Annotated in this window: 24 protein-coding genes; 10 read left to right on the plus strand and 14 right to left on the minus strand. The window is 68.7% G+C overall.

The genetic code is table 11. The annotated features are described in order from the left end of the window. The first annotated feature begins 199 nt into the window (after nucleotides 1-199). Complete coding sequence (locus ACVCL3_RS01390) at nucleotides 200-1,252, plus strand: NAD(P)-dependent alcohol dehydrogenase (protein WP_447098765.1); 1,053 nt, start codon at nucleotides 200-202, stop codon at nucleotides 1,250-1,252. Nucleotides 1,253-1,324: 72 nt separating this feature from the next. On the opposite strand, the gene ACVCL3_RS01395 is transcribed toward ACVCL3_RS01390, so the two are convergent. From ACVCL3_RS01395 to ACVCL3_RS01420, 6 genes are all read right to left on the minus strand, one after another. Next, complete coding sequence (locus ACVCL3_RS01395) at nucleotides 1,325-1,879, minus strand: DUF3228 family protein (RefSeq protein ID WP_395118787.1); 555 nt, start codon at nucleotides 1,877-1,879, stop codon at nucleotides 1,325-1,327. A gap of 33 nt (nucleotides 1,880-1,912) precedes the next feature. After that, a complete protein-coding gene (locus ACVCL3_RS01400; protein WP_447100244.1) occupies nucleotides 1,913-3,685 on the minus strand; it encodes an ABC transporter transmembrane domain-containing protein in 1,773 nt (590 codons plus the stop codon). A gap of 359 nt (nucleotides 3,686-4,044) precedes the next feature. Continuing rightward, a complete protein-coding gene (locus ACVCL3_RS01405; RefSeq protein ID WP_447100245.1) occupies nucleotides 4,045-4,641 on the minus strand; it encodes an IMPACT family protein in 597 nt (198 codons plus the stop codon). Beyond that, entirely contained in the window at nucleotides 4,638-5,531 is an 894-nt protein-coding gene (locus ACVCL3_RS01410) for a hypothetical protein (RefSeq protein ID WP_447100246.1), read from the minus strand. The genes ACVCL3_RS01405 and ACVCL3_RS01410 overlap by 4 nt, the downstream gene beginning before the upstream one ends. Then, a complete protein-coding gene (locus ACVCL3_RS01415; RefSeq protein ID WP_447100247.1) occupies nucleotides 5,528-6,082 on the minus strand; it encodes an RNA polymerase sigma factor in 555 nt (184 codons plus the stop codon). Before ACVCL3_RS01415 ends, ACVCL3_RS01410 begins: the two co-directional genes overlap by 4 nt. A gap of 160 nt (nucleotides 6,083-6,242) precedes the next feature. Continuing rightward, entirely contained in the window at nucleotides 6,243-7,709 is a 1,467-nt protein-coding gene (locus ACVCL3_RS01420) for a vWA domain-containing protein (RefSeq protein WP_447100248.1), read from the minus strand. On the opposite strand from ACVCL3_RS01420, the gene ACVCL3_RS01425 reads away from it, so the two are divergent. The 4 genes from ACVCL3_RS01425 (at nucleotide 7,708) to ACVCL3_RS01440 (ending at nucleotide 10,225) form a co-directional block, all read left to right on the plus strand. Beyond that, a complete protein-coding gene (locus ACVCL3_RS01425) occupies nucleotides 7,708-8,205 on the plus strand; it encodes a hypothetical protein (RefSeq protein WP_395118775.1) in 498 nt (165 codons plus the stop codon). The genes ACVCL3_RS01420 and ACVCL3_RS01425 overlap by 2 nt on opposite strands. Then, nucleotides 8,202-8,675 (plus strand): YehS family protein, encoded by a 474-nt coding sequence (locus tag ACVCL3_RS01430; RefSeq protein WP_395118773.1) that lies wholly within the window; start codon nucleotides 8,202-8,204, stop codon nucleotides 8,673-8,675. Before ACVCL3_RS01425 ends, ACVCL3_RS01430 begins: the two co-directional genes overlap by 4 nt. Nucleotides 8,676-8,742: 67 nt before the next feature. After that, complete coding sequence (locus tag ACVCL3_RS01435) at nucleotides 8,743-9,549, plus strand: AraC family transcriptional regulator (RefSeq protein WP_395118771.1); 807 nt, start codon at nucleotides 8,743-8,745, stop codon at nucleotides 9,547-9,549. An 82-nt stretch (nucleotides 9,550-9,631) separates the two neighbouring features. Beyond that, nucleotides 9,632-10,225, plus strand: coding sequence for a GNAT family N-acetyltransferase (locus ACVCL3_RS01440; protein ID WP_447100249.1), 594 nt, complete (start codon nucleotides 9,632-9,634; stop codon nucleotides 10,223-10,225). Here ACVCL3_RS01440 and ACVCL3_RS01445 read toward each other — a convergent pair. Both ACVCL3_RS01445 and ACVCL3_RS01450 read right to left on the minus strand, forming a co-directional pair. Further along, a complete protein-coding gene (locus ACVCL3_RS01445; protein WP_447098774.1) occupies nucleotides 10,185-10,682 on the minus strand; it encodes a hypothetical protein in 498 nt (165 codons plus the stop codon). The two genes, ACVCL3_RS01440 and ACVCL3_RS01445, sit on opposite strands and share 41 nt — an antisense overlap. 180 nt (nucleotides 10,683-10,862) lie before the next feature. Continuing rightward, a complete protein-coding gene (locus ACVCL3_RS01450; protein ID WP_447098775.1) occupies nucleotides 10,863-12,305 on the minus strand; it encodes a phospholipase in 1,443 nt (480 codons plus the stop codon). A gap of 132 nt (nucleotides 12,306-12,437) precedes the next feature. Here ACVCL3_RS01450 and ACVCL3_RS01455 point away from each other — a divergent pair, with 132 nt between their 5' ends. Continuing rightward, entirely contained in the window at nucleotides 12,438-13,193 is a 756-nt protein-coding gene (locus ACVCL3_RS01455; RefSeq protein ID WP_447100250.1) for a YdcF family protein, read from the plus strand. A 78-nt stretch (nucleotides 13,194-13,271) separates the two neighbouring features. Here ACVCL3_RS01455 and ACVCL3_RS01460 read toward each other — a convergent pair whose 3' ends face one another. Next, the gene (locus ACVCL3_RS01460) at nucleotides 13,272-14,702 is read right to left on the minus strand and encodes an aldehyde dehydrogenase family protein (protein ID WP_447100251.1); all 1,431 of its coding nucleotides are present in this window, start codon (nucleotides 14,700-14,702) and stop codon (nucleotides 13,272-13,274) included. A gap of 186 nt (nucleotides 14,703-14,888) precedes the next feature. Next, nucleotides 14,889-15,440 carry a TetR/AcrR family transcriptional regulator gene (locus ACVCL3_RS01465; protein WP_447100252.1) on the minus strand — a complete coding sequence of 184 codons (552 nt, stop codon included), beginning with the start codon at nucleotides 15,438-15,440 and terminating at the stop codon, nucleotides 14,889-14,891. 116 nt (nucleotides 15,441-15,556) lie between these two features. Here ACVCL3_RS01465 and ACVCL3_RS01470 point away from each other — a divergent pair, with 116 nt between their 5' ends. The 3 genes from ACVCL3_RS01470 to ACVCL3_RS01480 all read left to right on the plus strand — a co-directional run bounded on the left by ACVCL3_RS01470 (nucleotide 15,557) and on the right by ACVCL3_RS01480 (nucleotide 18,295). After that, a complete protein-coding gene (locus ACVCL3_RS01470; RefSeq protein ID WP_447100253.1) occupies nucleotides 15,557-16,768 on the plus strand; it encodes a glycosyltransferase in 1,212 nt (403 codons plus the stop codon). 118 nt (nucleotides 16,769-16,886) lie between these two features. After that, nucleotides 16,887-17,378 carry a hypothetical protein gene (locus tag ACVCL3_RS01475; RefSeq protein ID WP_447100254.1) on the plus strand — a complete coding sequence of 164 codons (492 nt, stop codon included), beginning with the start codon at nucleotides 16,887-16,889 and terminating at the stop codon, nucleotides 17,376-17,378. Beyond that, a complete protein-coding gene (locus ACVCL3_RS01480) occupies nucleotides 17,375-18,295 on the plus strand; it encodes a histone deacetylase family protein (RefSeq protein WP_447098781.1) in 921 nt (306 codons plus the stop codon). The genes ACVCL3_RS01475 and ACVCL3_RS01480 overlap by 4 nt, the downstream gene beginning before the upstream one ends. Before the next feature lie 30 nt (nucleotides 18,296-18,325). Here ACVCL3_RS01480 and xseA read toward each other — a convergent pair whose 3' ends face one another. After that, nucleotides 18,326-19,687, minus strand: coding sequence for an exodeoxyribonuclease VII large subunit (xseA, locus tag ACVCL3_RS01485; protein WP_447100255.1), 1,362 nt, complete (start codon nucleotides 19,685-19,687; stop codon nucleotides 18,326-18,328). Nucleotides 19,688-19,765: 78 nt separating this feature from the next. Beyond that, a complete protein-coding gene (locus ACVCL3_RS01490) occupies nucleotides 19,766-21,241 on the minus strand; it encodes a phospholipase D-like domain-containing protein (RefSeq protein ID WP_447098783.1) in 1,476 nt (491 codons plus the stop codon). Nucleotides 21,242-21,305: 64 nt separating this feature from the next. Here ACVCL3_RS01490 and ACVCL3_RS01495 point away from each other — a divergent pair, with 64 nt between their 5' ends. Next, nucleotides 21,306-23,252: an acetyl-CoA hydrolase/transferase C-terminal domain-containing protein gene (locus tag ACVCL3_RS01495; RefSeq protein WP_447100256.1), complete on the plus strand. Its 1,947-nt coding sequence runs from the start codon at nucleotides 21,306-21,308 to the stop codon at nucleotides 23,250-23,252. 126 nt (nucleotides 23,253-23,378) lie between these two features. Here ACVCL3_RS01495 and ccoS read toward each other — a convergent pair whose 3' ends face one another. Continuing rightward, on the minus strand, nucleotides 23,379-23,561 hold the full coding sequence (gene ccoS / locus ACVCL3_RS01500; RefSeq protein WP_447100257.1) for a cbb3-type cytochrome oxidase assembly protein CcoS: 183 nt from the start codon (nucleotides 23,559-23,561) through the stop codon (nucleotides 23,379-23,381). Continuing rightward, the gene (locus ACVCL3_RS01505) at nucleotides 23,558-25,741 is read right to left on the minus strand and encodes a heavy metal translocating P-type ATPase (RefSeq protein ID WP_447100258.1); all 2,184 of its coding nucleotides are present in this window, start codon (nucleotides 25,739-25,741) and stop codon (nucleotides 23,558-23,560) included. The genes ccoS and ACVCL3_RS01505 overlap by 4 nt, the downstream gene beginning before the upstream one ends. Nucleotides 25,742-25,754: the final 13 nt, after the last annotated feature.

The following is a 25,754-nucleotide window of genomic DNA, read 5'->3' on the forward strand; positions in this document are numbered from 1 at the left end:
CGATGCAGGTTGGTCGAGGTGACCGGACCCAGTCTGCCTCCAACCGCGCGGGCACGCCATTCGGTATTTCCAATCGGGACGATAGGCCGCGCTGCAGCGCGTGCGAAACCGGCCACGGGATGGAGAATCGGCGCGATCAGGAATATCGTGCGAGGTCGAACTCTGCATTTTCTCCCCATCCCCGAGCCAAGGAACCGCCATGACCACCAAAGCCTACGGCGCACATGCCGCCGACAAGCCCCTGCAAGCCCTCGACATCGAGCGCCGCGCGCCCGGTCCGCAGGACGTGCAGATCGAGATCGCCTATTGCGGCGTGTGCCATTCCGACCTGCATACCGTGCGCTCCGAATGGGGCGGCACCTTGTATCCCTGCGTGCCGGGTCACGAGATCGTCGGCCATGTGAGCGCCGTAGGCGGCGAGGTGACCGGCTTCAAGGTCGGCGATACGGTGGGCGTGGGTTGCCTTGTAGGCAGTTGCCAGCATTGCGCAGCCTGCGACGAAGGGCTGGAGCAGTATTGCGAGAACGGCTTCGTCGGCACCTACAACGGCCCGACCGCGGACGCGCCCGGGCACACGCTGGGCGGCTACTCGCAGCGCATCGTGGTCGACAAGAAGTTCGTGCTGAAGGTCCGCCACCCCGAATCGCAACTGGCTGCCGTCGCGCCGCTGCTGTGCGCCGGCATCACCACCTACTCGCCGCTGCGGCACTGGAAGGTCGGCCCCGGCAGCAAGGTCGGCGTGGTCGGCATCGGCGGGCTGGGCCACATGGGCGTGAAGCTTGCCCACGCGATGGGCGCACACGTGGTGGCCTTCACCACGTCGGACGGCAAGCGCCAGGCGGCGCTGGACCTGGGCGCGAACGAGGTGGTGGTATCGCGCAACGCCGGCGAGATGAAGGCGCACGCGGGCAGCTTCGATTTCATCCTCAACACCGTCGCCGCCAGCCACTCGCTGGATGCCTACACCAGCCTGCTCAAGCGCGACGGCACCATGGTGCTGGTCGGGGTGCCGGAGCACCCGCATCCGACGCCGAACATCGGCAACCTGATCTTCAAGCGTCGTGCGATTGCCGGCTCGCTGATCGGTGGCATCGCCGAGACGCAGGAGATGCTGGACTTCTGCGCCGACAAGGGCATCGTCTCCGACATCGAGATGATCCGCGCGCAGCAGATCGACGAGGCCTACGATCGCATGGTCAAGGGCGACGTGAAGTACCGCTTCGTGATCGACAACAGCTCGCTGGCCAGTTGATCTGGATGTGCTCCCTCCCCTGCGATGGCAGGGGAGGGCCGGGGCGAGGTTGCTCTTCGCGGCTTGCCCTGCTCAGCGCCAGTTCGCGTGCCGTTCCCAGAACGCCACGGCGCGCCGATAGGCCGCGCGATCCAGTGGCACGCCCGAGCCGCCTTCTTCCACGCCCAGCGCATTGCGCAGCATGGTGATCGGCACCATCGGGATCTCTTCGGGCTCGGCCGTGTAGAGGCAGCCGACCACGCCCCAGTCGGCGTCGATCGGCGAACCTTCCTTCGCCAGCTGTTCGCGGCTGTAGAGGATCGGCAGCAGATAGTTGGCGACCGGCGGGTCGATGCCTTCGAACCAGCGCACCAGCACCGGCAATTCGTCGGTGCTGCGCGCCTCGTAGGCCGAGCGCAACAGGTGGCGGTTGGCCTCGGTGATCGGCGTGGCGGTGCAGCGCGTGGAGGTCCAGTTGCGGTGCACGTGCAGCTTGCAGAACGGCGCGTAGCCGTCGAGCACTTTCAGCGGTGCTTCGATGTTGAGGCGCTGCTCGAACTCCTCGGCGGTGCAATCCTGGATCGCGCTGCGGCGGCGATCGCGAGGGAACAGTCGGGTGCGGGCGAAGGGAGTGAGGACGATAGGCATGGAAGGCCGGGATTCGGGATTGGGGGATACGGATCAGGCCACGAACTGCAACCGTGCCAATTCGGCATACAGGCCACCTTCGGCCAGCAAACTGTCGTGCGTGCCTTGCGCCACGATGCGGCCGCCGTCGAGCACCACGATGCGGTCGGCACGTTGCACGGTGGCGAGGCGGTGGGCGATGACGAGGGTGGTGCGGCCTTTTTCGAGGCGTTCCAGTGCTTGCTGGATCGCTGCTTCGGATTGCGCATCCAGCGCCGAGGTGGCTTCGTCGAGCAGCAGCAGCGGGGCGTCGCGCAGGATCGCGCGGGCGATCGCGATGCGCTGGCGCTGGCCGCCGGAGAGGCGCACGCCGCGTTCGCCCATCTCGGCCTGGTAGCCGTCGTTCAGCGCGCTGATGAAGTCGTGCGCTTCGGCGGCGCGGGCGGCCTCGTGCACTTCCTCGTCGCTGGCGCCGTCGCGGCCGAAGCGGATGTTGTCGGCGGCGCTGCCGCTGAAGATCACGGTCTCCTGCGGCACCAGCGCGATCGCGCCGCGCAGGTCGTCCAGCGTCACCGCGCGCAGGTCGATGCCGTCGATGCAGATGCGGCCGGACTGCGGATCGTAGAAGCGCAGCAGCAGCGAGAACACCGTGCTTTTACCGGCGCCGGAGGGACCGACCAGGGCGACGGTTTCCCCGGGGCGCACGTCCAGCGTGAAGTCGTGCAGCGCGGGCGCGTCGGGGCGGCTCGGGTAGTGGAAGCTGACGCCGTCGAAGCGCAGCGCGCCGCGGAGCGGCTTGGGCAGGGCGAGCGGCTGCGCCGGTGCGACGATTTCGGGACGCTCGTCGAGCAGCTCGCCCAGGCGCTCCATCGCGCCGGCCGCGCGCAGCACGTCGCCCCAGACCTCGGAGAGGCCGGCGACCGAGCCGGCGGCGAACACGGCGTAGAGCACGAACTGGCCGAGCACGCCGGGGTCCAGCGTGCCGGTCAGCACATGGCGCGCGCCGGCCCACAGCACCAGGGTGATTGCGCCGAACACCAGCACGATCACCGCCATGGTCAGCAGCGCGCGCATGCCGATGCGTCGGCGCGCGGTGGCCAGCGCACGCAGGATCGCGTGGCTGTAGCGGGTGCTTTCGATGTTCTCGCGCGCGTACGCTTTCACCGCGGTGGAGGCGTTGAGGGTTTCGTTGGCGATCGCCGCGGCGTCGGCGAGGCGATCCTGGCTGGCGCGCGAGAGTTTCTGCACGCGGCGGCCGAAGACGAGAATCGGCAGCATCACCGCGGGGATCACCAGCGCGGTGAGTCCGGCCAGCGAGGGCGCAGTCCATACCATCATGGCGCTGGCGCCGACCAGCATCACCACGCTGCGCAATGCCACCGACACGCCCGAGCCGATCAGCGTCTGCACCACTTCGGTATCGGCGCTGAGGCGCGACAGCAGTTCGCCGACACGGCTGCGTTCGAAGAACGCCACGTCCAGCCGGATCACCTGCGCGTACAGGGTCTGCCGCAAGGAAGCCAGCGCGCGTTCGCCCAGCAGGGTGATGCAGAAATAGCGCGCCGCCGTGGCCACGGCGAGGACCAGCGCCACGCCGAACAGGGCGATGAAGGTCTCGTTGATCGCCGTCTGGCTGGCGTGGCCGAAGCCCTTGTCGATGATGTGGCGGAACGCCAGCGGCAAGGTCAGCGACGCGCCCGAGGACAACCCCAGGAACACCAGCCAGCCGACGGCGAGCGCGCGGTGCGGTTTCAGGAACGGCCACAGTCCGCGCAGCGCGCCGAGGCGGCGGGACGGGCGGGGCGTGTCGTGGGCGGTGTCGCTCATGGAGGCTCGCAGGATGTCCGTAAGGGATGCGCACGGCGGCACGCAGCCACTGAAGTGGGGCAGAAGGCCGCCGATTCAATCGGCGAACCACACGCCATGTTCTTGCTCTTGCGATTCCCTATTCCCTTCCCGGCCTGAAAGCATCGCCCGCGAGCGGGCTCCTACCCGGGCGGGCGCGAGTAGGGCGGGCACTGCCCGCCATCGCGTCTGGCTGCGATGCATACGAAGAGCCGGCGGACGGAGTCCGCCCTACCCGGGGCGGTCGATCCAGCGAGTAGGGCGGGCACGGCCCGCCATCGCGTCTGGCTGCGGTGCACGCGAAGAGCCGGCGGACGGAGTCCGCCCTACCCGGGGCGCGGTCAATCCAGGCGTTTCGCCCTGCTGCGGCCGCGGGTGAGGTCGCGCACCAGCAGCGCCAGGTCGTCCGCGCGGCTCTGCGGCAGTTGCAGTTGCAGCTCGACGCCGTCGGCGCCGAAGGCCTCGTGTTCGGTCTCGGCCTGCAGTTCCTTCAGCCGCGCCTTGAGCACCCCAAGCACGGCGAATTCCACGTGCAGGCCCAGCCGCGCCATCGCCACGATCGGCACCCGGTCGGCCAGGCGCAGGCACTCGGCGGCGGTGCCGCCATAGGCGCGGGCGAGGCCGCCGGCGCCGAGCTTGATGCCGCCGTACCAGCGCGTGACCACCACCATCACGCCGTCCATCTGCTGGCCCTCGATCGCCTGCAGGATCGGTCGGCCCGCGGTGCCGCCGGGTTCGCCGTCGTCGTTGAAGCGGTAGTCCTGGCCCATGCGCCAGGCCCAGCAATTGTGCGTGGCGGCCGGGTCGGCGACCTCGCGCAGGAAGGCCAGCGCCTGGGCGGGCGAGGTCACCGGCTCGGCGATGGCGAGGAAGCGGCTCTTGCGGATGTCCTGCTGGTGGCGGCAACGCGCGGCGACGGTGGACAGCGGCTCGCTCACGGTTTGGGCAGTTTCGCCTGCAGCTCCGGCGGGAGCGGCCATTGCGGGTGGGCGTGGTGGAAATCGAGCAGGCGCTGGCGTGCCTCGTGCTGCTCGCCTTGCGCGAACAGCTGCTCGATCCGCGCCAGCTCCTCGGCCGGAGTGATGACGCCAGCCGTCGCTGGTGCGGCTTCCTTCGCGACGGTGTCCGCTGGCGGCGCGGGCACCTGGAGCATTGCCGGCAGCGGCGGTGGCGGCGGTGCCGGTGGGGCTGCGGCCATCTGCGGTTGCAATGACGCCTTGGCCATCGGCGTCACCGGCGGCGGCGGTGGGGCCATCCTTGCCGCGACGACGGCAGGGGCGGCGGCTTGTTTCCTGGCAGCCGTCGACTGGCGCTCGGCCACTTCTGTTGCCTGCGTGCGCGGTGACGGCGCCGCGGCGGTAACGGCGCGATCGGCAGCTTGCCCGGCAGTGGGCAGCGTGACGGCCTGCGCCGGCGCGGCCGTTTCGGTCGGCAGCGGCGAAGCCGGCGACGTCGAGCGCATGTGCCAGGCCAGGCCGGCAACCAGCACCAGGCTGGCCGCGCTGCCCAGCGCCACCAGCCAGTGCGGCATGGGGCGACGGCGTGCGCGCGCGGCCGGGTCGACCGACGGGATCGCGCGAGCCTTGATCGCCGACAACGGCTTGGGGTGTACCCAGTCGCCGGACTCGCGCGGGTTCTTGCGGCGTTCGACGTGCAACGGCGCCCGGTCGACGCCGAGCGCATGCGCCGCGGCATGCAGCACGGCCGCGTCCAGCTCCGGACCGGGCTCGCGCCGCGGCAGATGCCGGTACAGCGCGGCCACTTCGGCTTCGCCGGGCAGCTTCTCGTCCGGGGTGGCGGGATCGTTCGGTGGCAGGGGCGTGCTCATTCGGACAGCGCTTCACGTAGGCGGGTCATGGCATAGCGCAGGCGCGACTTCACGGTCTCGCGGCCGCTGCCGGTCACTTCGGCGATCTCCTCCAGGCTCAGCTCCTGCTCCAGCCGCAACAGGATGGCGGTGCGTTGCTCGTCGGGCAACTGCTCGATCGCGCGCTGCAGATGGCGGCGGCGCTCGAAATCGGACCAGGCGTGCTCGGGTTGCTCGTGTTCGGGGATGGCGACGCGGGACAGCGCCAGTTCGGCTTCCTCGCCGTCGGCGGTGGGGCGCTGGCGGCGCAGCGCATCGACCAGAAGGTTGTGCGCGATCTGCAGCAGCCAGGTGCTGAACTTTGCTTGCGGCTGGTAGCGCGCGCGGGCGGCGATCACCCGGCTCCAGGTTTCCTGGAACAGCTCGTCGGTGCGCTGGGGATCGCGCAGGCTGCGCAGCAGGAACCGATACAGCACGCCGCGATGCTTCGCGTACAGCGCCTCGAACGCGGCAAGATCGCCGCGCGCGTAGGCCAGCATCAGCATCGCATCGGGGTCGACCAGGGCATCCATGGAGTGCGAGGGTAAGACAAATCGGCGGTGTCCGGGCGACCCGTGCAGGGGCGCCGGCGCGACGGGTATCGGCCCCGCCGCGCGCTCGTCGTGGGGGAAGGCGGCAGCGGGGGAGCAGGCTGCGGTCGTCACGGCGGTCGACGCGGCGGGGCCGAATGGCTCAGCGCAGGAAAGTTTCAGGGTTGGCGGGGGCGGGCGTGGCCAAGCCCTCGGCCAGCTTCACCAACTGCACGAAGCCGGCGCGGTAGCCGTCGGCATCCTGGCCGCGGGCACCGTTGGCGAGCTGCGCGATCTGGCGGTAGCCGTAGCCGTCCAGGTACTTGCCGCCGCGCAAGGCATCGGCGAACGCGGCCACCGCGGCGGCCCAGCGCAGCCGCTCGCTGGCTTCAGCCTCGGCCTGCGCGGCGATCGGCTGTTCGATCAGGCGGCTCGCCGACTGACCCGGCAACTTGTAGCGCAGGCGCAGGAAGCCGAGTTCATTGCCGTGGCCTTGCGGCTCGGCGCGGCCGCCGTAGCGCAGTGGATCGATCCGCGCGCCGGCAGAGCCGGCCGGGGTGATCTCGTAGATCGCGGTGACGTTGGCACCGGCGCCGATCTCGCCGGCGTCGACCTGGTCGTTGTTGAAATCCTCGCGCTTGAGCAGGCGCTTCTCGTAGCCGATCAGGCGGTACTCCTGCACCTGGGCGGGGTTGAACTCCAGCTGGATCTTCACGTCCCTGGCGATGGTCAGCAGTGTCGCGGACATCTCGTCCACCAGCACGCGACGGCCTTCGGCGAGGTTGTCGATGTAGTGGTGGCTGCCATTGCCCACGTCGGCCAGCATCACCGCCATCGCATCGTTGTAGTTGCCTTCGCCGAAGCCCAGCGTGGTCAGCGCCACGCCGCTCTTGCGATGGTCCTCGATGGTGGTTTTCAGGGCTTCCTCGTCGACCGTGCCCACGTTGAAATCACCGTCGGTGCACAGGATTACCCGGTTTACACCGTCCTTGATGAAGCCTTGTCCGGCCTGCGCATAGGCCAACTTGATGCCGGCCCCGCCATTGGTGGAACCGCCGGCGCCGAGGCTGTCGATGGCGGCATCGATGGTGGCGTGCTGGTCGCCGGCAGTGGAAGGCAGGGCGACGCCGGCGGAACCGGCATAGGTGACGATCGCCACCCGGTCCTGCTTGCGCAGTTCGCGCACCAGCTGTTTCAGCGAAGCCTTGAGCAGCGGCAGCTTGTCCGGCTCGTTCATCGAGCCGGAGGTATCGATCAGGAACACCAGGTTGGCGGCGGGGATCTGCGCCTTCGGCACGCGATAACCCTGGATGCCGACCAGCAACAGTTGCCGCTGTGCATTCCACGGCGCCGGCGCCAGTTCGGTGATGACGCTGAACGGCTGCGCGCGATTCGCCGGCGGCGCGTAGTGGTAATCGAAATAGTTGATGAACTCCTCCGCGCGCACCGCGTCGGCTGGCGGCAGGCGGCCGGCATTCAACATGCGCCGCACGTTGGTGTACGCGCCGGTGTCGACGTCGATGCTGAAGGTGGACACCGGGTGTTCGCTCACCAGCCGCACCGGATTGGCGTCGCGGTGGGTGTAGTTTTCGGTGTTGATGTCGCCGGGCAATGGTTGGTTCGGGGGCATGATGATCGACGCCATCGTCGGCATGGCGGGGGCCATGCGTTTGCCTGCTGCCAATGGCGCCGCGACCATCGGTGGCGGTGCGGGAGGCGAAGGCGGGGTTGCCCGGCGTTGCACATACGGCGGCGGTGGCAGTCGTGGCGGCGAGGGCAGTGTGGTGTCGTTCGCCGCCCTGGGTGCGGTTTCCTGCAACGGGCGGGTGGAAGGTGCCGGCGTGGTCCGGGCCGACTGGTCATTCTGCGTTGCCGCGGCGCTGGCGGCATGGCCGGTCTTGACCGGCTCGGCGGTTGGCCGGTGGCCGCAGCCGGCAAGCATCACCAGCAAGGCCATCAACACGCTGCGCCACAGGGTATTCGTTTTCATCGCGTCGGTTCTCCTCCGGGTGTGGAAGATGAAACGCAGCGCGAACGGAAAGGGGGTTGAGCCTGTGCCGACTGAAACTCGCCGGACCGTCGCGGTAGCATGGCGGCCTTACGCACGCCCCTTCGGAACGACATGATCAACAACGACGTACTGCGCTCCATCCGCTACATGCTCGACTTGAGCGACGGCAAGGTGGTGGAGCTGATCCACCTGGCCGACGCCGCCGCGCCGGTGACGAAGGAAGAAGTGCAGGCGATGCTGAAGAAGGACGACGAGCCCGGCTACGTCGAATGCAGCACCAAGCTGCTGGCGCTTTTTCTCGACGGACTGGTGTTCCACCGCCGCGGCAAGGACGAAAGCCGCCCGCCGCGCCCGCCGGAGAAGCGCGTCACCAACAACGTGGTACTGAAGAAGCTGCGCGTGGCGTTCGAACTCAAGGATGTGGACATGCACCAGATCCTCGAGTCCGCCGGTTTCCCCGTCTCCAAGCCGGAACTCAGCGCGCTGTTTCGCCAGAGCGACCACAAGAACTTCAAGCTGTGCGGCGACCAGTTGCTGCGCAATTTCCTGAAAGGGTTGACAGTGCGGGTGCGCGGCAACGGCTGAGCACCGTTGCCAGCCGGCGCCGGGCTGGCTCCCAGGGCCCGAGGCACCGCAGCCCTCTGGAGTGCGGATGAGCGAGCGTATCCTCTACCACCGTTTCCCTCTGGCCGGCATCGACGCGATGACGGCATCCACGGCGCGCAGCTATCCGCGCCACACGCACGACCAGTACGGCATTGGTGTCCTCGACACCGGCGGACATGCATCGTCGAGCGGCCGGGGTCAGGTCGAAGCCGGGCCGGGCAGCCTGATTTTCGTGAACCCGGGCGAAGTCCATGACGGCCGCGCAATCCATGGACAGCCGCGGTCGTGGCGGATGTTGTATGTCGATCCCGAGCTGCTGGGCAACGTCCTGGACGATATCCACGACGGCGCCCACATATCGCTGGCATTCGCCGCACCGGTATTCAAGGACGAGCGATTGCGCCGGCTTTTCGATGACATCTTCACCCATGTGCCTGCGGGCGGATCGAGCAATGCGATGGCCTGCGAGACGGCGCTCCTGCGCCTGGCTGCGGGCATGCAGGCCAATGCGGCGGGCGGCCGAATGGCGTCGCCGGGGCCGGTGGCTTCCATCCGCCAGGTCCGCGACAGGATCGATGACGACCCGGCCGCGCCGCTGATGCTGGCAAGCCTGGCCGACGAGGCCGGGCTCAGTCGCTACCAGTTGCTTCGCGGCTTTGCGCGCGAGCTGGGGCTGCCGCCGCATGCTTACATCTTGCAGCGGCGGGTCGCTCTGGCGCGCCGGCTCATTCGCAACGGCCATGCGCTGGCCGAGGCGGCGGCGATTGCCGGCTTTTTCGACCAGAGCCACCTGACCCGCTGTTTCACCCGGCAGTTCGGCGTTACGCCGAGCCGCTACGCCGCCGCCGGTTGATTCCGCGCCCGCACTTTTGTCCAAGACCGCCCGCGTCGGTGTCGTCAGGCTTGCACCCGTCCAACCGACAGGAGTGCGGCACATGCAGAACGCCATCATCGACCCCAACCAAGGCGAAGTTTCCCCGACAACCACCGAAGGCGTCGCGCCGGCGATCATCCGGCGCTGTCGCGACGACGAGCGCGCGACGATACTTGCGATCATCCAGGCCGCTGCCGAGGCGTACCGGGGCGTGATTCCCGACGATTGCTGGCACGAGCCATACATGACGTTGCGGGAGCTCGACGGCGAGATCGCCGCCGGGGTCGAATTCCGGGGTTATGAAATGGATGGCGCGCTGGTCGGCGTGATGGGTGTCCAGGCGGTGCGAGACGTCGACCTGATCCGCCACGCCTACGTCCTGCCTGGCCAGCAGGGCTGCGGCATCGGCGGGGAGCTGATCACGCACCTGCGCCGCAAGAGTGCGCGGCGCATGCTGGTGGGCACATGGTCCGCGGCCGACTGGGCGATCCGCTTCTATCAGCGGCACGGTTTCGAACCGGTGCCGACGGCGCAGGCGCCGAAGCTGCTGCGGGCCTACTGGAACATATCGGAACGACAGATCGAGGCATCGGTGGTACTCGCCGACGTTCGGCCTATTCCGGCTGGTACGCCCACACGGTTTCTTCGCTGCTGACGCTGCGGATGCGGCCCAGGCGGCGGATGAGGTGTTCCACCGAACGGGAGCGGGCGAGGGTCATGTCGCCGATGCGCATGGCGCTGGTGATCTCCACGGTGGCGGTCTTGCGGTCGTCGGAGAGTTTGATCGACTTGATCTCGAAGTCGTAATCCGGCTCCAGCAGGCCGCCGGTGCGTTCGCTCAGGGTCTTCATCCGGCGCAGGGTACGGGTGAGGTCCGCGCAGGCGCCGGCCTTGTCCTTGGCGCTCGGCGCGCGGGCCGAACCGCGGGCTGTCACGGTGGCCTGGTAGCTGTCGTCCAGCGCGTCGCACAGCGGCCTGGCGTCGAATCGCTGCAGCGCCGCGATCTGCGCCTGGTAGCTCTCGCGGATCGCGGTTTCGGTCATCCTGCGGCTGAGGTCGAAATACCAGATCGCCGCGGCGATCACGATGATCGCGAACACGATTTTCTTCATGCGATGTCCTCCCTGACCTGATGGATTGAGCTGCAGCGTTTGGGCGCCAACTGACCTGCTGCCCGTCAGGCGGGGCTGACGAAAGTCTGGTGACACACCGGTTGATCCCCTTGGCGCGCGGAACCGCGTCGCCGCCCTGTCGCGCATCGTAACTTCCTGCGCGCGACAGGGCCAGTTGCGCTAGCCGATCACCGGGCCGGGCGACGGCTGGCGGAAGTCCTGCGGCTCCAGGTCGCGGATGAGGCGGAACACGCCGGCGTGGATTTTGCGCGAGAGCACCACGTCCAGCACGGTGGTCTGGTGCGGGCCGAGGATGGCGAACAGGTCATCGGCGGCAATGCTGCGCGCCAGCGCGTGATGCACCAGGCCGCCGAGATCCTGCGGCGTGACGCTGGCACCGTAGGGCCGGTGGCTGGGCATGGCGGGGCGCAGTGTCTTGCGCGAGTTGTCCGGATGACTCACGCGATCGGCGCCCGCGAGCAGCGTGTGGTCGAGATACAGCGTGGTGGTGGCGCGATGGCGCGGGTTGACCTGGCGATCGAGCATGAAGCCCGGCGGCATCCGGTCGGGGCTGGCCTGCGGCCCGGCGGTGAGCAGGAAGCCGGCGCCGGCCAGCGCCTCGCCGCTGTCGTCGCTGATGCGCACGATCAGCTGGCTGCGCGGGTCGTGGATGTGCACGCGGGCGGGGAACGGGTCGGCCGGTTCCAGTTCCACCCGGTGCGCGTCGCGTGCGGCGTTCTCGGCGTCAAAGGCGTCGGCCAGGGTGGCGTAGTCGCCGCCGCTGCGCACCTGCAGGCAACGCAGGATGTCGGCCACGGTGGTCGGCGCTGCCTCGCGCAGGATGCCGTGTTCGCTGCCCGAGTGGGCGGCGTCGGCCACGATCTTGAAGGCGAAGCGCGGGCCGCGGGTCACCCTCAACGCCAGCTCGTCGATGCCGCCGACATCGCTTTTGCCATCCCGGCTCAGCACCGCGTGGCGCGCATTGAGATTGGCCGCGGCAATGCGCACCACGCCGTCGGAGCCGTCCTCGCCGGTATAGGGCACCAGGTAGTCGTACAGCGCGCGGTCGGGGCGATCGCCGGTCAGCACGAACTGATACAGGCCGGTGGTCGCGGGGTCCGCGCCGTGGATGGTGTCCAGGTTGAGGGCGAGCGAGGCCGGGCTGCCCAGCGTCAGCCAGTCGAGCAGGCGCTGGCCCGGTTCCACGCCGTGCCACCACGCCTTCAGCTTGCCGAGCACGCCCTTGCCCAACTGTGCCAATGCGGAACCGAAGTTCGCCGGCGCCAGCATCACCAAGTGGGTCAGGCGGATGGTGCTGTGGCGTCCGGGTTGCATGCGCTGCGCGCGCAACCACTCGCGCACCACCGGGCCGCCAAAGGAGTGCGTCACGCAGGCGAAGCTTGCGTCCTGCAGGTGCAGGTCGCGCAGGGCGTGGTCGAAGGCGCGCACCAGGTCGGCCATGGTTACCGCGTCGTCGAAGCTCACGTATTCGGATAGCCAGATGTCGGCCAGGGTCATCGCCAGGCCGCTGGCGGCCGCACGTTGCTGGAGGCGTTGCGGCATCTGTCCGTAGGTGGCGGTGCTGGTGACGCTCCAGCCGTGGACGAAGACGAGGGTGGTCATGGCGACGCCTGCTCGGCACGCGCCGATCGCGCGTGTCGATCATCCTCGCGCAGTTATCGCCGTCACGAAAGCGCGCCTTGCGTGCGGCCTCGCATCGGTTAACCTGCGAGCCTTCGTGCTGCCGGCCCGACCATGCTGCTTTCGCTCATCGCTGCGTTGATCCTGCTCGCCTGGCTGGCGCTCTGGCGTCGCTGGCGTCGGCTGGGCGGCGGCGCCGCGCTACTGGCGGTGCTGCTGTTGCTGCTGGCCGGATGTGGCGTGTTGCCCCGGCTGTTGCTGCAACGCCTGCAGGCGCCGTATGCGCTGCGTCCGACGCTGGCATGGGCACCGCACAACGCGATCGTGTTGCTGACCGGCGGTTCGATCCATGTGCCGCAGGACAAGGTCGAACCGAGCATCGGCGCGTACGGACGGATCACCGAAGCGGCCGTGCTGTACCACGCCTGCCACGCGGCCGGGACCGATTGCAAATTGCTGGTCAGCGGCGGCGACCCGGAACGCATGGAAACGCCGCTGGCCGTCTCCTACGCCCGCGTGCTGCGCGGGCTCGGTGTGCCGGACGAGGATCTCATCCTGGAATCCCGCAGCAACAACACCTGGCAGAACGCGCAGTTCTCGCGTCCGCTGCTGGCCAGGCTCGACGCACCGAAGGTGTGGCTGGTCAGCTCCGCCTGGCACTTGCGTCGCAGCGTGCTGTACTTCGACCATTTCGGTATCGCAGCCACCCCGGTGCGCGCGGATTACCTGCACGCCAACCTGGGCCTGTGGCCCTCGGCGCAGAACCTGGTGCTGACCGACGTGGCCCTGCATGAGTACCTGGGCGTGCTGCGGTACCGCGTCTACAACGCGATGGACTGGAACGCACCGGTCATGAAACCCTTGCGGTAGGGCGGGCAATGCCCGCCGGCTTCCGTCGCGGCCGTGCAGCGGGCGGCGACTTTCGTGTGGCGCAGGGTCCGGCATGGATCAGCCTTCGCGCATCACCATCAGGCGGATCTCGGTCATGTCCTCGATCGCGTAGCGCAGGCCTTCGCGACCCAGGCCGGACAGCTTGACGCCGCCGTAGGGCATGTTGTCGACGCGGAAGCTGGGGATGTCGTTGATGATGACGCCGCCTTGCTCAAGCTCGTTCCAGGCACGCATGGCGTGGTCCAGATCGTTGGTGAAGATTCCGGCCTGCAGGCCGTAGTCCGAGTCGTTGACCATGCCGATCGCCTGGTCGAACTTGTCGAACGGAGCGAGCAGCGCGAACGGGCCGAACGCTTCCATGCGGTTCGCCTTGGCATCGGCGGGCACGTTCTCCATCAGCGTGGCGTCGAGCATGTTGCCCTCGCGCTTGCCACCACAGAGGATCCTGCCGCCGGCCTGTTTCGCTTCCAGAATCCAGCCGTGCAGGCGTTCGGCGGCCGCCTCGTCGATCATCGGGCCGAGGAATACCTCCTTGTCGCGCGGGTCGCCGGCCTTGAGCTTCTTCGTGGCGGCGACCAGCTTGCGCTTCAGCGCGTCGTAGACATCTGCGTGGGCGTAGATGCGCTGCACGCCGATGCAGCTCTGTCCGGACTGGTAGAACGCGCCAAACACCAGCCGCTGCACCACGCGATCGAGCTGCGCGCCCTGGTCGGCGTCGACGATGCAGGCGGCATTGCCGCCCAGTTCCAGCACTACCTTCTTGCGTCCGGCGCGTGCCTTCAGTGCCCAGCCGATCTGGCCGCCGGTGAACGAGAGCAGCTTGAAGCGCTCGTCCTCGACCAGCGGTGCGGCATGGTCGCCGTCCAGCGGCAGGATCGAGAACGCGCCCTTCGGCAGATCGGTCTCGGCCAGCACCTCGCCGATGATCAGCGCGCCGATCGGGGTCTTCTCCGACGGTTTCAGCACGAACGGGCAGCCGGCGGCGATCGTCGGCGCCACCTTGTGCGCCACCAGGTTCAGCGGAAAGTTGAACGGCGTGATGAATGACACCGGCCCCAGCGGCACGCGCTTGGTGTAGCCGTGATAGCCGTCCAGACGGCTGGCCAGTTCCAGGTTGATCGTCTCGCCGTTGATGCGCACGGCTTCTTCGGCAGCGATGCGGAAGGTCTCGATCAGCCGGGTCACCTCGCCGGCTGCATCCTTGATCGGCTTGCCGGCCTCGATGCACAGCGCCTCGGCCAGTTCGTCGCGGCGCTCGGCGAAGCGCTGCGCGCAATGCTGCAGCACGGCCTGGCGCGCCCACGGCTTGAACTCGCGCATCGGTTTGGCCGCCTTCACCGCGGCGGCGATCGCCTGCTCGGTGGCCTTCGCGTCCGGTACCGCGACGCGGGTGGCGAGCTTGCCGTTGTACTTGTCGCGCACGTCGAGCATGGCCTTCGACGTCTGCGGCCGGTTGGCAAGGTAGTACGGGTAGGTCTTGTTCAACATGGCGCTTGCCTGCGGTTGCGATCCGGCAAGGATAGGGCGTGGTGTTGTTCAGGGGTCGTGAGCTGCTGTCGTCTGCCAGTGGGTGAACCTGGTTTCGCGCTGGCCGCGACGGCCACACGGGCATGATGTCGAGGCTCTCCCGGCGGCGACACAAGGCTGCATGGCCATGCGCCAGCTTGCCGAACATCAATTCACGCCGGCCGCCGCCCCGTCCATGAACAGCCCGATCACCATGTCGAACTCTTGCCGCAGGTCGAGGCCCGGCTCGCTGAGCCAGCGCATCAGGGCACCCAGGTAGAGGTAGTGGAAATAGATGCCCAGTTGTTCGGAGCGATGCTGCGGCGCCAGTTCGCCGCGATCCTGGGCGGCTTCGATCAGCATCACCCAGAGCGGAAGCAGGCCGCGATCTTCCTTCGGCCTGGCGCCCGGGTCGAAATTGGCGAACTTGTAGCGGATGTAGGGCAACAGGATATCGGCGTGCTGTTCGCACCAGTGCGCCGATTCGTGCAGCAGTGCCGTGGCGCCGGCGCGGAAGCCGGCACGTTCGTGCAGGCTGAAGTCGCGTGTTGCGAGGTCTTTCGAGAGGGAAGCTTCCAGCGTGTGTTCCAGCAGAGCTTCTTTGGCCGGAAAGTATTTGTACAGGGTGCGCTTGGATACGCCGGCCCGGGCGGCGACCTGCTCCATGGTCACCTGGGCATAGCCGTGCGATGCGAACAATTGGCGCGCAACGAGGCCCATGTGTTCGGGCAACTCGGCCCGGCTTGATGGCCGGGGACGCGGACGGGAAGATGGCATGGCTCAGACACTCGGTGGCATGTAAAGTATACGCCGTTTACTTTACATGGGAGCGTGACATGAAGCTCGTACTTCTGACCTGCGGCACCGAGGGCGATACGCGTCCGCTGGCCGCGCTGGGTCATGCCCTGCGCAAAGCGGGCCATGAGGTGGTTCTGCTGGGCGACGCGCGAACCCTGGGCACGGCGCATGCGCTCGGGATTCCAGCCACGCCGCTCTCCGGCGACATCCGCGAGCTGTTTGCCGACTGGGGACAACAAGGGCCGCGCGGCACGGCCAAGGCCATGGTGGCATTGACCAACAAGCACACGGCTGCGTGGATGCGGGAGACGCTGGCCGCGGCGGAAGGTTGCGACGCCATCGTGACGTCGGGCCTGGCCGGCTTCGTCGGGCTTTCGGTGGCCGAGCGCCTCGAGGTTCCCGCCGCCATCGCGGGGATGATCCCGCTTACGCCGTCGCGCGAGTTTGCTTCGCCCTTCTTGCCGCCGGCCTGGGTCCCCGCCTGGTTGAACCGGGCCAGCCTCGCGTTCACCAACAAGCTGTTCTGGCTGGCTTTCAAGCAGGCGCTCAACCGTGCACGGGCGGAGGTGCTGGCCCTGCCGCCGCGGAAAACCGTGTGGAAGGATCTGCCCATGCTCTACGGCATCTCGCCGACGCTGCTGCCATCGCCCAAGGACTGGCCGGCGAATGCCACGCTGTGTGGCCAGTGGCTGCCGCCCATGGGTGAAAGCTACACGCCACCTCCGGCTCTGGCGGCGTTCCTTGCCGCCGGCACCGCGCCGGTCTATGTAGGCTTTGGCAGCATGACCGGCATCGACATGGCTGCCATGCTCGGTGCGGTGATCGCGGCGCTGGACGGGCGACGTGCCGTGTTCTGGCCGGGGTGGAACGGGATGGGCGACGTGCGTCTGCCGGACAATGTCCTGTGCATCGACGCCACCCCGCACGATTGGCTGTTTCCACGGATGGCTGCGGTGATCCACCACGGCGGATCGGGAACCACCCACTCGGCCCTGCGGGCAGGCAAACCCTCCATCGTCATGCCGTTCGCCGGGGATCAGGCGTTCTGGGCGGATCGCCTTCGTCGGCTGGGCGTGGCGCCGGCGGCACTCCCGGCGGCAAGCCCGGACACTGCGGCGCTTGCTGCAGCCCTCGATTTTGTCGCGCGGGAAACCGTCGTCGCGCGTGCGGCCGAGCTTGGCCGAGGCATGGCCAGCGAAGACGGCCTCGCCGCGGCGGTCGCCGCTATCGAAGGGGTGCTTGGGAGGTAGGCGGCGCGGATGTCGGTTGCTACGCGATCCCTGCGTCGGCTCCGACCCACGCGTTTGCACAGCTTCAATGCCTTCTGTTTTCGCCATCTTGGCCGCGTTTCAGACCGCGGCTGCCTCGATGATCGAGATGCCGGCCCCGATATCCAGCTCCCGCTGCAGCGCAAAGCCCGCGGCGAGAGCGGACAACGAGCACATCGGACACGCAGCCCTGACCATCGGAAGCGAATACGTCAGTTTCTGGCCTGACGGAGGCGCGGAAAAAAAGGATTTGAAGACCAAACGGAGTCAGCCCGGCATGCTGATGCAAAGCCTTCAGCAGGATATTTACAACGAGGGCAACCGGCAGCCGGTGACCGTGGAACTTCCCCTGCTGGACGAGGCTGCCGTGCTCCGATTCATCATCAACCTTCAGAAGGACACACCGCGCTATCAGATCGCGCGGAACAACTGCTCACACGTCGTCGCGCTCGCTTTGATCGAAGGTGCGAAGCGAGGCCCTTCGTTCACCCCGCACGCAGGCGAGTACAACCGATTCGGTCGCGTGTTGGGTTGGGGTATCTGGACGCCGGCCCAAGTGCTCAAATTCGCCAGAGAGCTGCAGCAATCTTGAAGATCATCTACACCCCTGCGTACAACATCGACTTCGGTCTGCTCAATCGGCTGCATCCGTTCGATGGCAGGAAGTACGCCAAGGTTGCCGAGAGCCTCCACGCACTGACCGGTGTCGAGATGGCAGAACCGCTGGCGCCTGTCGATGAAGCGACAGTCCAAACCTTCGTCGGTTCGATCTTCGGAAACCTGCTGTCGAGCAAACGCTACATTCTGCAGGCACTCGAGCTTCCATGGATTCCCTTGCTGCCGTTCTCGATGATCGATCGGCGTATCCTGACGCCGATGCGCTGGGCGGTGAGCGGCACGCTCACAGCGGCACGCGCGGCGCTACGCGAAGGCGGGCATGTCTGGAACCTGTCCGGTGGCTATCACCACGCCAGCCGCAACGCAGCCGAGGGCTTCTGTGTCTACAACGACATCGGCATCACGGTGGAGCAGTTGCGAGGCGACAACACGCTGGGCACCGAAGACCGGATTCTGATCGTCGATATCGACGCCCATCACGGCAACGGCAACGCGCATGTGTTCATGGACGACAAGCGAGTGGATATTCTGGATATTTACAACGACACCATCTATCCACGCGACGGCTTCACTCGACAGCGGGTCGACATCGACCTTCCTCTGCGCAACGCCGTGTCCGGTGACGAATATCTGGCCCGGTTGCGCAGCGGGCTGGGCGAGGTGATCGGTGGGCACGCGTTGGCTTTCGTGGTGGCCGGAACCGATGTGCTGGCTAGCGATCCACTCGGCGGCATGCGTCTTTCCGTGGCCGATTGCGTCGAACGCGACGCGCTCGTGCTGGATCGACTCTCGTCGCTTGGCACCTCGGCAGTGTTCGTCGGTGGCGGCGGCTACGGCAAGGAGAGTGCCGCGGCCATGGCTGCGAGCATCAGCAATCTTGTTCGGCGGTAGCAAGAGCAGCAAACGCAGAATCAGGTTTGCTCATCCGCGAGGTTTCGTGGCATCACACTCCTCCACCCGCAACCCCAACTCACCATCCGCCAGTCGTGCGCGCAGCGCCGTGCCAGCCTCGACGCCCTGCGTCGAGCGCAGCACCTTGCCGGCCTCGTCGAACAGAATGGCGTAGCCGCGTTCCAGCGTGGCCAATGGGCTGACCGTATGCAGAGCGCGCGCGGCTTGCTGCAGGGTGAGGCGGTCGCGTTCCAGACGACGCTCGATGGCGTGGCGCAGGCGCTGGGTGAGTTCGCCGAGGCGATGGCGCAGCAGGGGTAACCGCTGCTGCGGGTGTTGCCCGAGCAAGCGGGACCGCGCGCGGTCGAGCTGCGACTGGCGGCGTTGCTGCTGTTCGCGCATTGCCCCGAGGAGGCGACGGTGGAGATGGACCAGCCGCTCGCGATCGCGTTGCAGCCGCGCCTGCGGCCGCTGCGCCTGCAATCGCGCCAGCAGATGGTCGACGCGTTGCGCGTTCCCCTGCATGCGTCGTTGCTGCAGGGTAGCCAGGCGCTGCTGCAGCTGCCGCAGGTGGCGATCGACCGCCACCGCGTCGGGCACCAGCAGTTCGGCGGCGGCCGAGGGCGTGGGCGCGCGCAGGTCGGCGACGAAGTCGGCGATGCTGAAATCGATCTCGTGGCCCACCGCGGAAACCACCGGCACCGCGCTGGCGTGGATCGCCCGTGCCACCGCTTCGTCGTTGAATGCCCACAGGTCTTCCAGGGAGCCGCCGCCGCGGGTCAGCAGCAGCACGTCGTAGCGTGCGCTGGCCGATGCCTTGCGCAGCATCGCCACGATCGCCGGCGGCGCCTCGCGGCCCTGTACCGGCACCGGCAAGATCTCGACATCAGCCAATGGCCAGCGCCGCGCCAGCACGCTCAGCACGTCGCGGATCGCCGCGCCGGTGGCCGAGGTGACCACGCCGATGCGCCGTGCGTAACGGGGCAGGGCACGCTTGCGCGCCGGGTCGAACAGGCCTTCGGCATCGAGCCGGGCCTTGAGCTGCTCGAACTCGCGCTGCAGCGCGCCTTCGCCGGCCGGCTCCATGTATTCGGCGACCAGTTGGAACTCGCCGCGCGGTTCGTACAGGCCGACCTTGGCGCGCAGCAGCACCTGCATGCCGTCGATCGGGCGAAAGCGCAGCACGGAGGCTTTCATCTTGAACATCGCGCAGCGCACCTGCGCGCCGCTGTCCTTCAAGGTGAAGTACAGGTGGCCCGAGGCCGGCTTCGCCACGTTGGACAGCTCGCCTTCGATCCACACCTGCGGCAGCGCGTCGCCCAGCAGGTCGCGAACCAGCCGGTTGAGCGAGCTGGGGGTCAGCACGTGGCGGGGGGTGTCGGGGACGGACATGGGGCGAAGAGCCTAGCATGCCGCTACGGTGAAGTCGTGAAAAAACATCCGCTTGGGAGGTGAATCAGAACAAATGTCTCATGTGTCGTGGCCGGCCCCGCGGGCGTCGGCTTCGCGCGCCGTGCGCTGGCGGCGGCGCAGGCGCCAGCCGCGGATGCCCAGGTTCAGCGCGAACCAGGCGCACAGCACGGCGACCGGCCAGCCGATCCAGGCCGGCCACAGTGCCGCGATCACGCCCAGCACCAGCAGCGCCGCGGTGGCCAGGAACAACGGCCTGGCCGAGGTCGCACCGAGCACGCGGCGATGGCCAAGCGCGGCACCGACGCTGTTGGCCAGGCGCAACGCACCCGCCGCGGCACGCCCGGAGCTGCCGCCGCCATGGCGCACGCGCGGTCGCGCCTGGCTGGTGCGTACTTTCTCGGCATGGCCGCGGCGATGGTGCGGCGCCAGCACGATTTCGGTGGCGTTTTCCAGGTCGTGCTCGTACTGGGCGGCGAGCTTGCCGGCGAACGTGGCGTCCTCGATCGCCACGTCCAGCTCCTGGTTGCCCAGCCAACTGGCGAGGTTGAGGTTGGATGAGCCCACCCGCGCCCATTGCCCGTCGGCCACCGCGGTCTTGGCGTGCAGCATCGAGCCGTTCCATTCGAACACGCGGATGCCGGCCTTCAGCAGTGGCCTGTAGCCCGCGCGGGACATGTTGGCCACGGCCGGGATGTCACTGCTGCCGGGTACCAGCAGGCGCACGTCGACGCCATCGCGGGCGGCCGCCACCAGTGCCTGCACGTAGGGTGCGATGCCCACGAAATAGGCGTCGGTGAGCCACAGCGTGCGGGTGGCCAGCGAGGCGATCAGCTGGTCGAGCCGATACATGCCGGCGGTGGAGGGCTGGGTGGCGATCAGGCGCAGTGCGACGTCACCGGCGGGTGTGGTCGGCTCGGCCGCGCTCGGGAATTCGCGCAGCGGCGTGCCGGTGGCGCTCCAGCTTTGCGCGAATGCCGCTTCCAGCTCGGTCACCACCGGGCCGCGCAAGGCGACGCCGGTATCGCGCCACGGCGGCACGTCGCGCGCGGGGTTGCCCAGCCATCTGGCGCTGATGCACACGCCGGAAAGGAAACCGGTCACGCCATCGACCACCAGCGACTTGCGGTGGTCGCGACTGAGCCAGCCGAAGGTCTGCCCCAGCTGCAGCGGGTTGTACACGCGCACTTCGCCACCGGCCGCGCGCAGCGGTGCCCAGAAGCCGCTGCGCGACTGGCCCAGGCAGCCGACCCAGTCGACCACTACGGCCACGAACACGCCGGCCTGCGCGCGCTCGACCAGCGCATCGCGGAATTCGCGGCCCACCACGTCGTCGCGCACCATGTAGTTTTCCAGCAGCACCCGCTGGCGCGCGCCGCGGATCGCTTCCAGCCACGCGGCATAGTTGGCTGCCGCATCGATCAGCAGGTCCACCGCGTTGCCGCTGAGCAACGGTGCCCCGGCAGCGCGGCTCAGCGCTTGCTGCGCCAGCAGGCGACTGGACGAGGACGACGACGGCGACAAGGGGTCGGGCATGCATCGAGTGTAGGCGATGGGGATGTCGATGCGCCGTGGCGGCGGCTTCTGGCATGATCGGAGGATGCCCGCCAAGCCGCGCTACAGCGACACCGACGCTTGCGCCCACGACCTCGCCGATGCGCTGGGGCCGGATCTGCGCATCGCCGCGCCGCTGGGCCTGGGCAAGCCGCACGGCCTGCTCAACGCGTTGTACCGGCTCACCGCCGGCGACCCGACGCGTTCGATGCGCCTGTACACCGCGCTGTCGCTGACCCGGCCGCAGCCGAAGGCGGGGCTGCAGCGGCGCTTCCTGCTGCCGTTCCTCGATCGCCATTTCGGCGCCGACGCGGTCGACCCGCAGTACGCCCTGGACGAGGCGCGCGATGCCTTGCCGCCAAACGTCGTGGTGCACGAGTTCTACCTGCAGAGTGGCGCGCTGCTGCATTCGGGCAGTGCGCAGCGCAACTACATCAGCCAGAACTACACCCATGTGGCGCGCGACCTGGCGTTGCAGGACATCAACCTGCTGGTGCAACTGGTCGCACGCCGCGAAACCGCCGAGGGTGTGCGCTACAGCCTCTCGTGCAACCCCGACCTGACCCTGGATTTCCTGCGCCAGTTGCAGCTGGCAGGTGCACGCCGGCCGCTGTGCGTGGCGGTGGTGCATCCCGACCTGCCGTGGCTGGGCGGTGATGCCGAGGTGCCGGCGGATTACTTCGACGTGGAGCTGCAGCCGGAATCCTCGCCGCGCCTGTTCGCGCTGCCGCGGTTGCCGATCGACCTGGCCGAATATGCGATCGGCCTGCACGCCAGCAGCCTGGTGCGCGACGGCGGCTGCCTGCAGATCGGCATCGGCGCGTTGTCCGACGCCCTGGTCAAGGCCTTGCTGCTGCGCCAGCAGCAGAACACCGCCTGGCGCTGCATGCTGGTGGCGCTGGACCCGGCCGGCAGCACCCATGCGCAGGCAGGCGCGCTCGGTGGCCTTGCACCATTGGGGACCGGCTTGTACGGCGCCAGCGAGATGGTGATGGACGGCTTCATGCACCTGCAGCGCGGCGGCATCCTGAAGCGGCGCAGCTGGGACAACCTTGCGCTGGAGCGCGCCTCGCTGTCCGGCCGGCTGAATCCGGGCACGCCCGGCGGCCATTACCTGCGCGGCGCATTCTTCCTCGGTTCGCGCGACCTGTACGAATGGCTGGCCGCCACCGAGGCGAGCGACCCGGACGCGATCGACATGTGCGCGGTGTCCAACGTCAACCAGCTGTACGGCGACCAACAGGCATTGGCCACGCTGCAGCGACGCGACGCGCGTTTCTTCAACACCTGCATGATGGCGACCCTGCTCGGTGCGGCGGTGTCCGATACGCTGGAGGACGGCGCGGTGGTCAGCGGCGTCGGCGGCCAGTACAACTTCGTGGCGATGGCGCACGAGCTGCCGGGCGCGCGCTCGGTGCTGCTGCTGCGCGCCACCCGCCGCCATCGCGGCGGCATCGAGAGCACGATCCGCTGGAGCTACGGCCAGACCACGATCCCGCGCCACCTGCGCGACATCGTGGTCACCGAATACGGCGTCGCCGACTTGCGCGGCAAGAGCGACAGCGAATGCATCGAGGCGATGCTGTCGATCTGCGATGCGCGCTTTCTGGACGCGCTGTGCGCGGAGGCGAAATCGCGCGGCAAGCTGGCGGCGGATTTCGCCATACCCGATGCCTGGCGCCGGCACCAGCCCGATGCACTGCACGAATCGCTGATGCCATTCCGGCGCAAGGGCCAACTGCCGGTGTTCCCCTTCGGCAGCGATTTCGACGAGGTCGAACAGCGCCTGTTGCCGGCGCTGGAATGGCTGCAGTCGCGCAGCAGTCGCTGGCGCGGCCGCTGGCAAGTGCTGCGCGCCGCGGTGCGTCCCGGCGAGGCGATGGAGGATGAAGGCGCAGCCTTGGCGCGCATGGGCCTGGATGCGCCCAAGGGCCTGCCCGAGCGCATCCAGCGCCGTCTGCTGCAAGCCGCGCTGCGCCGGCGATCGACGTAGGGCGGGCACGGCCCGCCGGCTTTTGCTTTCGCGAGGGCGTGACGACAAGCGGCGGGCGGTGCCCGCCCTACGGCTGGACGCGTCGCATCCGCGAGCGACGCTCCTGCCTCTGCGAATCCCGGGCTCCTACAGGGGCGTCGAAGGGTCTTCGGGGTCTTCGGACGGCTCGGGCGAATCGTCCATCAGCGGCAGCACGCCGGGGCTGTCGAGGTCGTCGAACTGCTGGTGGTTCACTGCCCAGAAGAACAGCGCCACGGCCACGCCGACCACCACCAGGGTGACCGGGATCAGCACCAGCAGGATGTTCATGCCGCCGCCTCGGCGGCGCGGCCGGCGTGTCCGGTGTCGCCGTCGCGCGCGGGTTCGCGGCCGACGCGCATCGCGTTGAGCACCACCATCAGCGAACTCAGCGACATGCCGATGGCGGCCAGCCACGGCGACACCAGCCCGAATGCCGCGAACGGAACGGCGCAAAGGTTGTAGCCCAGGGCCCAGCGACGGCTTTGCGCGATCACCTGCTGCATCTGCAAGGCGATCGTGCGCGCGTGCAGCAGGCCTTGCAGGCGGCCGTCGAGCAGCAGCAGGTCGGCCTGCGCCTGGGCCAGGTCGGTGCCGCTGGCCAGCGCGGCCGAGACGTCGGCGGCGGCCAGCAGCGGCGCGTCGTTGCTGCCGTCGCCCACCGCCAGCACGCGGTGGCCATTGGCCTGCAGCGACCGCAGCAGGGCCAGCTTGTCGGCCGGCAACTGGCGCGCATGCCAGTCGTCGATGCCGAGGCGCGCGGCCAGCGCGGCGACGCGGTCGGCGCTGTCGCCGCTGGCCATGCATGCGTCGATGCCGTCGCTGCGCAGATGCGCCAGCGTGGCCGCCGCGTCTTCACGCGGACGCTCGTGGAAGCCTAACCGCGCCAGGGCGCCATGCTGGTCGGCCAGCACCAGGGCCGCGCTGGCCAGCCGCGGATCGTAATGCGCCTCGCCCAGCGCGTAGCGCGCGCGGCCCAGCCGCAGCGCGCGGTCGCCGACGCGGCCTTCGATGCCTGCGGCCAGCTGCACCCGCACGTCCTGCGCGGCTGGCGCGGCGATGCGCTGCCGGCCCGCGGCGCTCAGCGCGCGGGCCAGCGGATGGGAGCTGGTGCCGGCCAGCGCCGAGGCCCAGGCCAGTACCTGCTCGCGGCTGTCGCCGCGCAGCGGTTCGACCGCGGCGTCGTCCAGGCTCGGGGTGGACAGTGTCCCGGTCTTGTCGAACAGGGCGCGGTCCACGCCGGCCAGCGCGAGCAGGGCGCTGCCGTCGGTGACCAGCACGTGGCGGCGGGCGAGCCGGCCCAGCGCCCGGGTCAGCGTGACCGGCACGGTCAGCGCGAAAGCGCACGGACAGGCCACCACCAGCACCGCGATGGCCGCGTCGAACGCGCGCGAAGGGTCAATCAGCAACCAGCCCAGCGCGGTCAGCACGGTGAGCACCAGTACCCGGCGCACGAAGCGGGTGACCTCGCGATCGCTGCCGGCGATGCGCGTGCGGGCCTGGCGCGCACGCGTGGCCAGCGCGCCCAGCCGGGCCACGCTGGTATCCGCGCCGCCATGCTCCACGCGCAGCTGCGCCGGCCCGGTCAGCAGCACGCTGCCGGCCACCAGCCGCTCGCCGCGCTGGCGCCGCTGCGGGCGCGACTCGCCGGACAGCAGCGCTTCGTCCACCTCCACCGAGGCGCTTTCCAGCACGCCGTCGGCGGGCACCGTGCCGCCGTCGTCGATGTGCACGCAGTCGCCGCTGGCCAGCGTCATCGCCGGCACGGTTTCCAGTTCGCCATCGGCACGGCGGCGCTGCGCCAGCAGCGGCGTCGCGTCGAGCAGGGCATCGCCGCGCGCGTCGCCGCGGTGGCGCGTGCGCAGTTCGACGTAGCGCCCGACCAGCAGCAGGAACACGAACATGCTGACCGAATCGAAATACACCTCGCCGCTGCCGCGCAGGGTGTTGATCACGCTGGCGGCGAACACCAGCGACACCGCCAGCGCCACCGGCAGGTTGATGCCCAGGCGCCGGCCGCGCAGCTCGTCGGCGGCACCGCGGAAGAAGGTCCGCGCCGAGTAGAACACCAGCGGAAGGGTGGTGAGCAGGCCCAGCCAGCGGAACAGGTTGCGCGTGCTGAAATCGACGAAGTCGACCACGCCGAGGTAGATCACCAGGGCGTAGCTCATCACCTGCATCGCGCACATGCCGGCCACCAGGATGCGTTTGAGCGCATCGTGCATCTCGGCGGCGCGGGCATCCTCCACCTCGTCCAGGCGCAGCGGGCGTGCCGGACAGCCGGCGGCGGCGAAGTTCTCCAGCAGGGTGGGCAGGGTGGTGCGCCGGGTATCCCAGACCACCCGCATGCGACGCGCGGCGCGGTCGACGCTGACCCGGCGCACGCCGGCCAGCGCGTTGATGCGCTGTTCCAGCCAGAGCAACTGGCGCGGATCGTCCAGCGCCTCGACGTGCAACGCGATCTCGCTCAAGCCGTCACGTCGC

The sequence above is a fragment of the Rhodanobacter sp. UC4437_H4 genome (genome assembly GCF_052978425.1).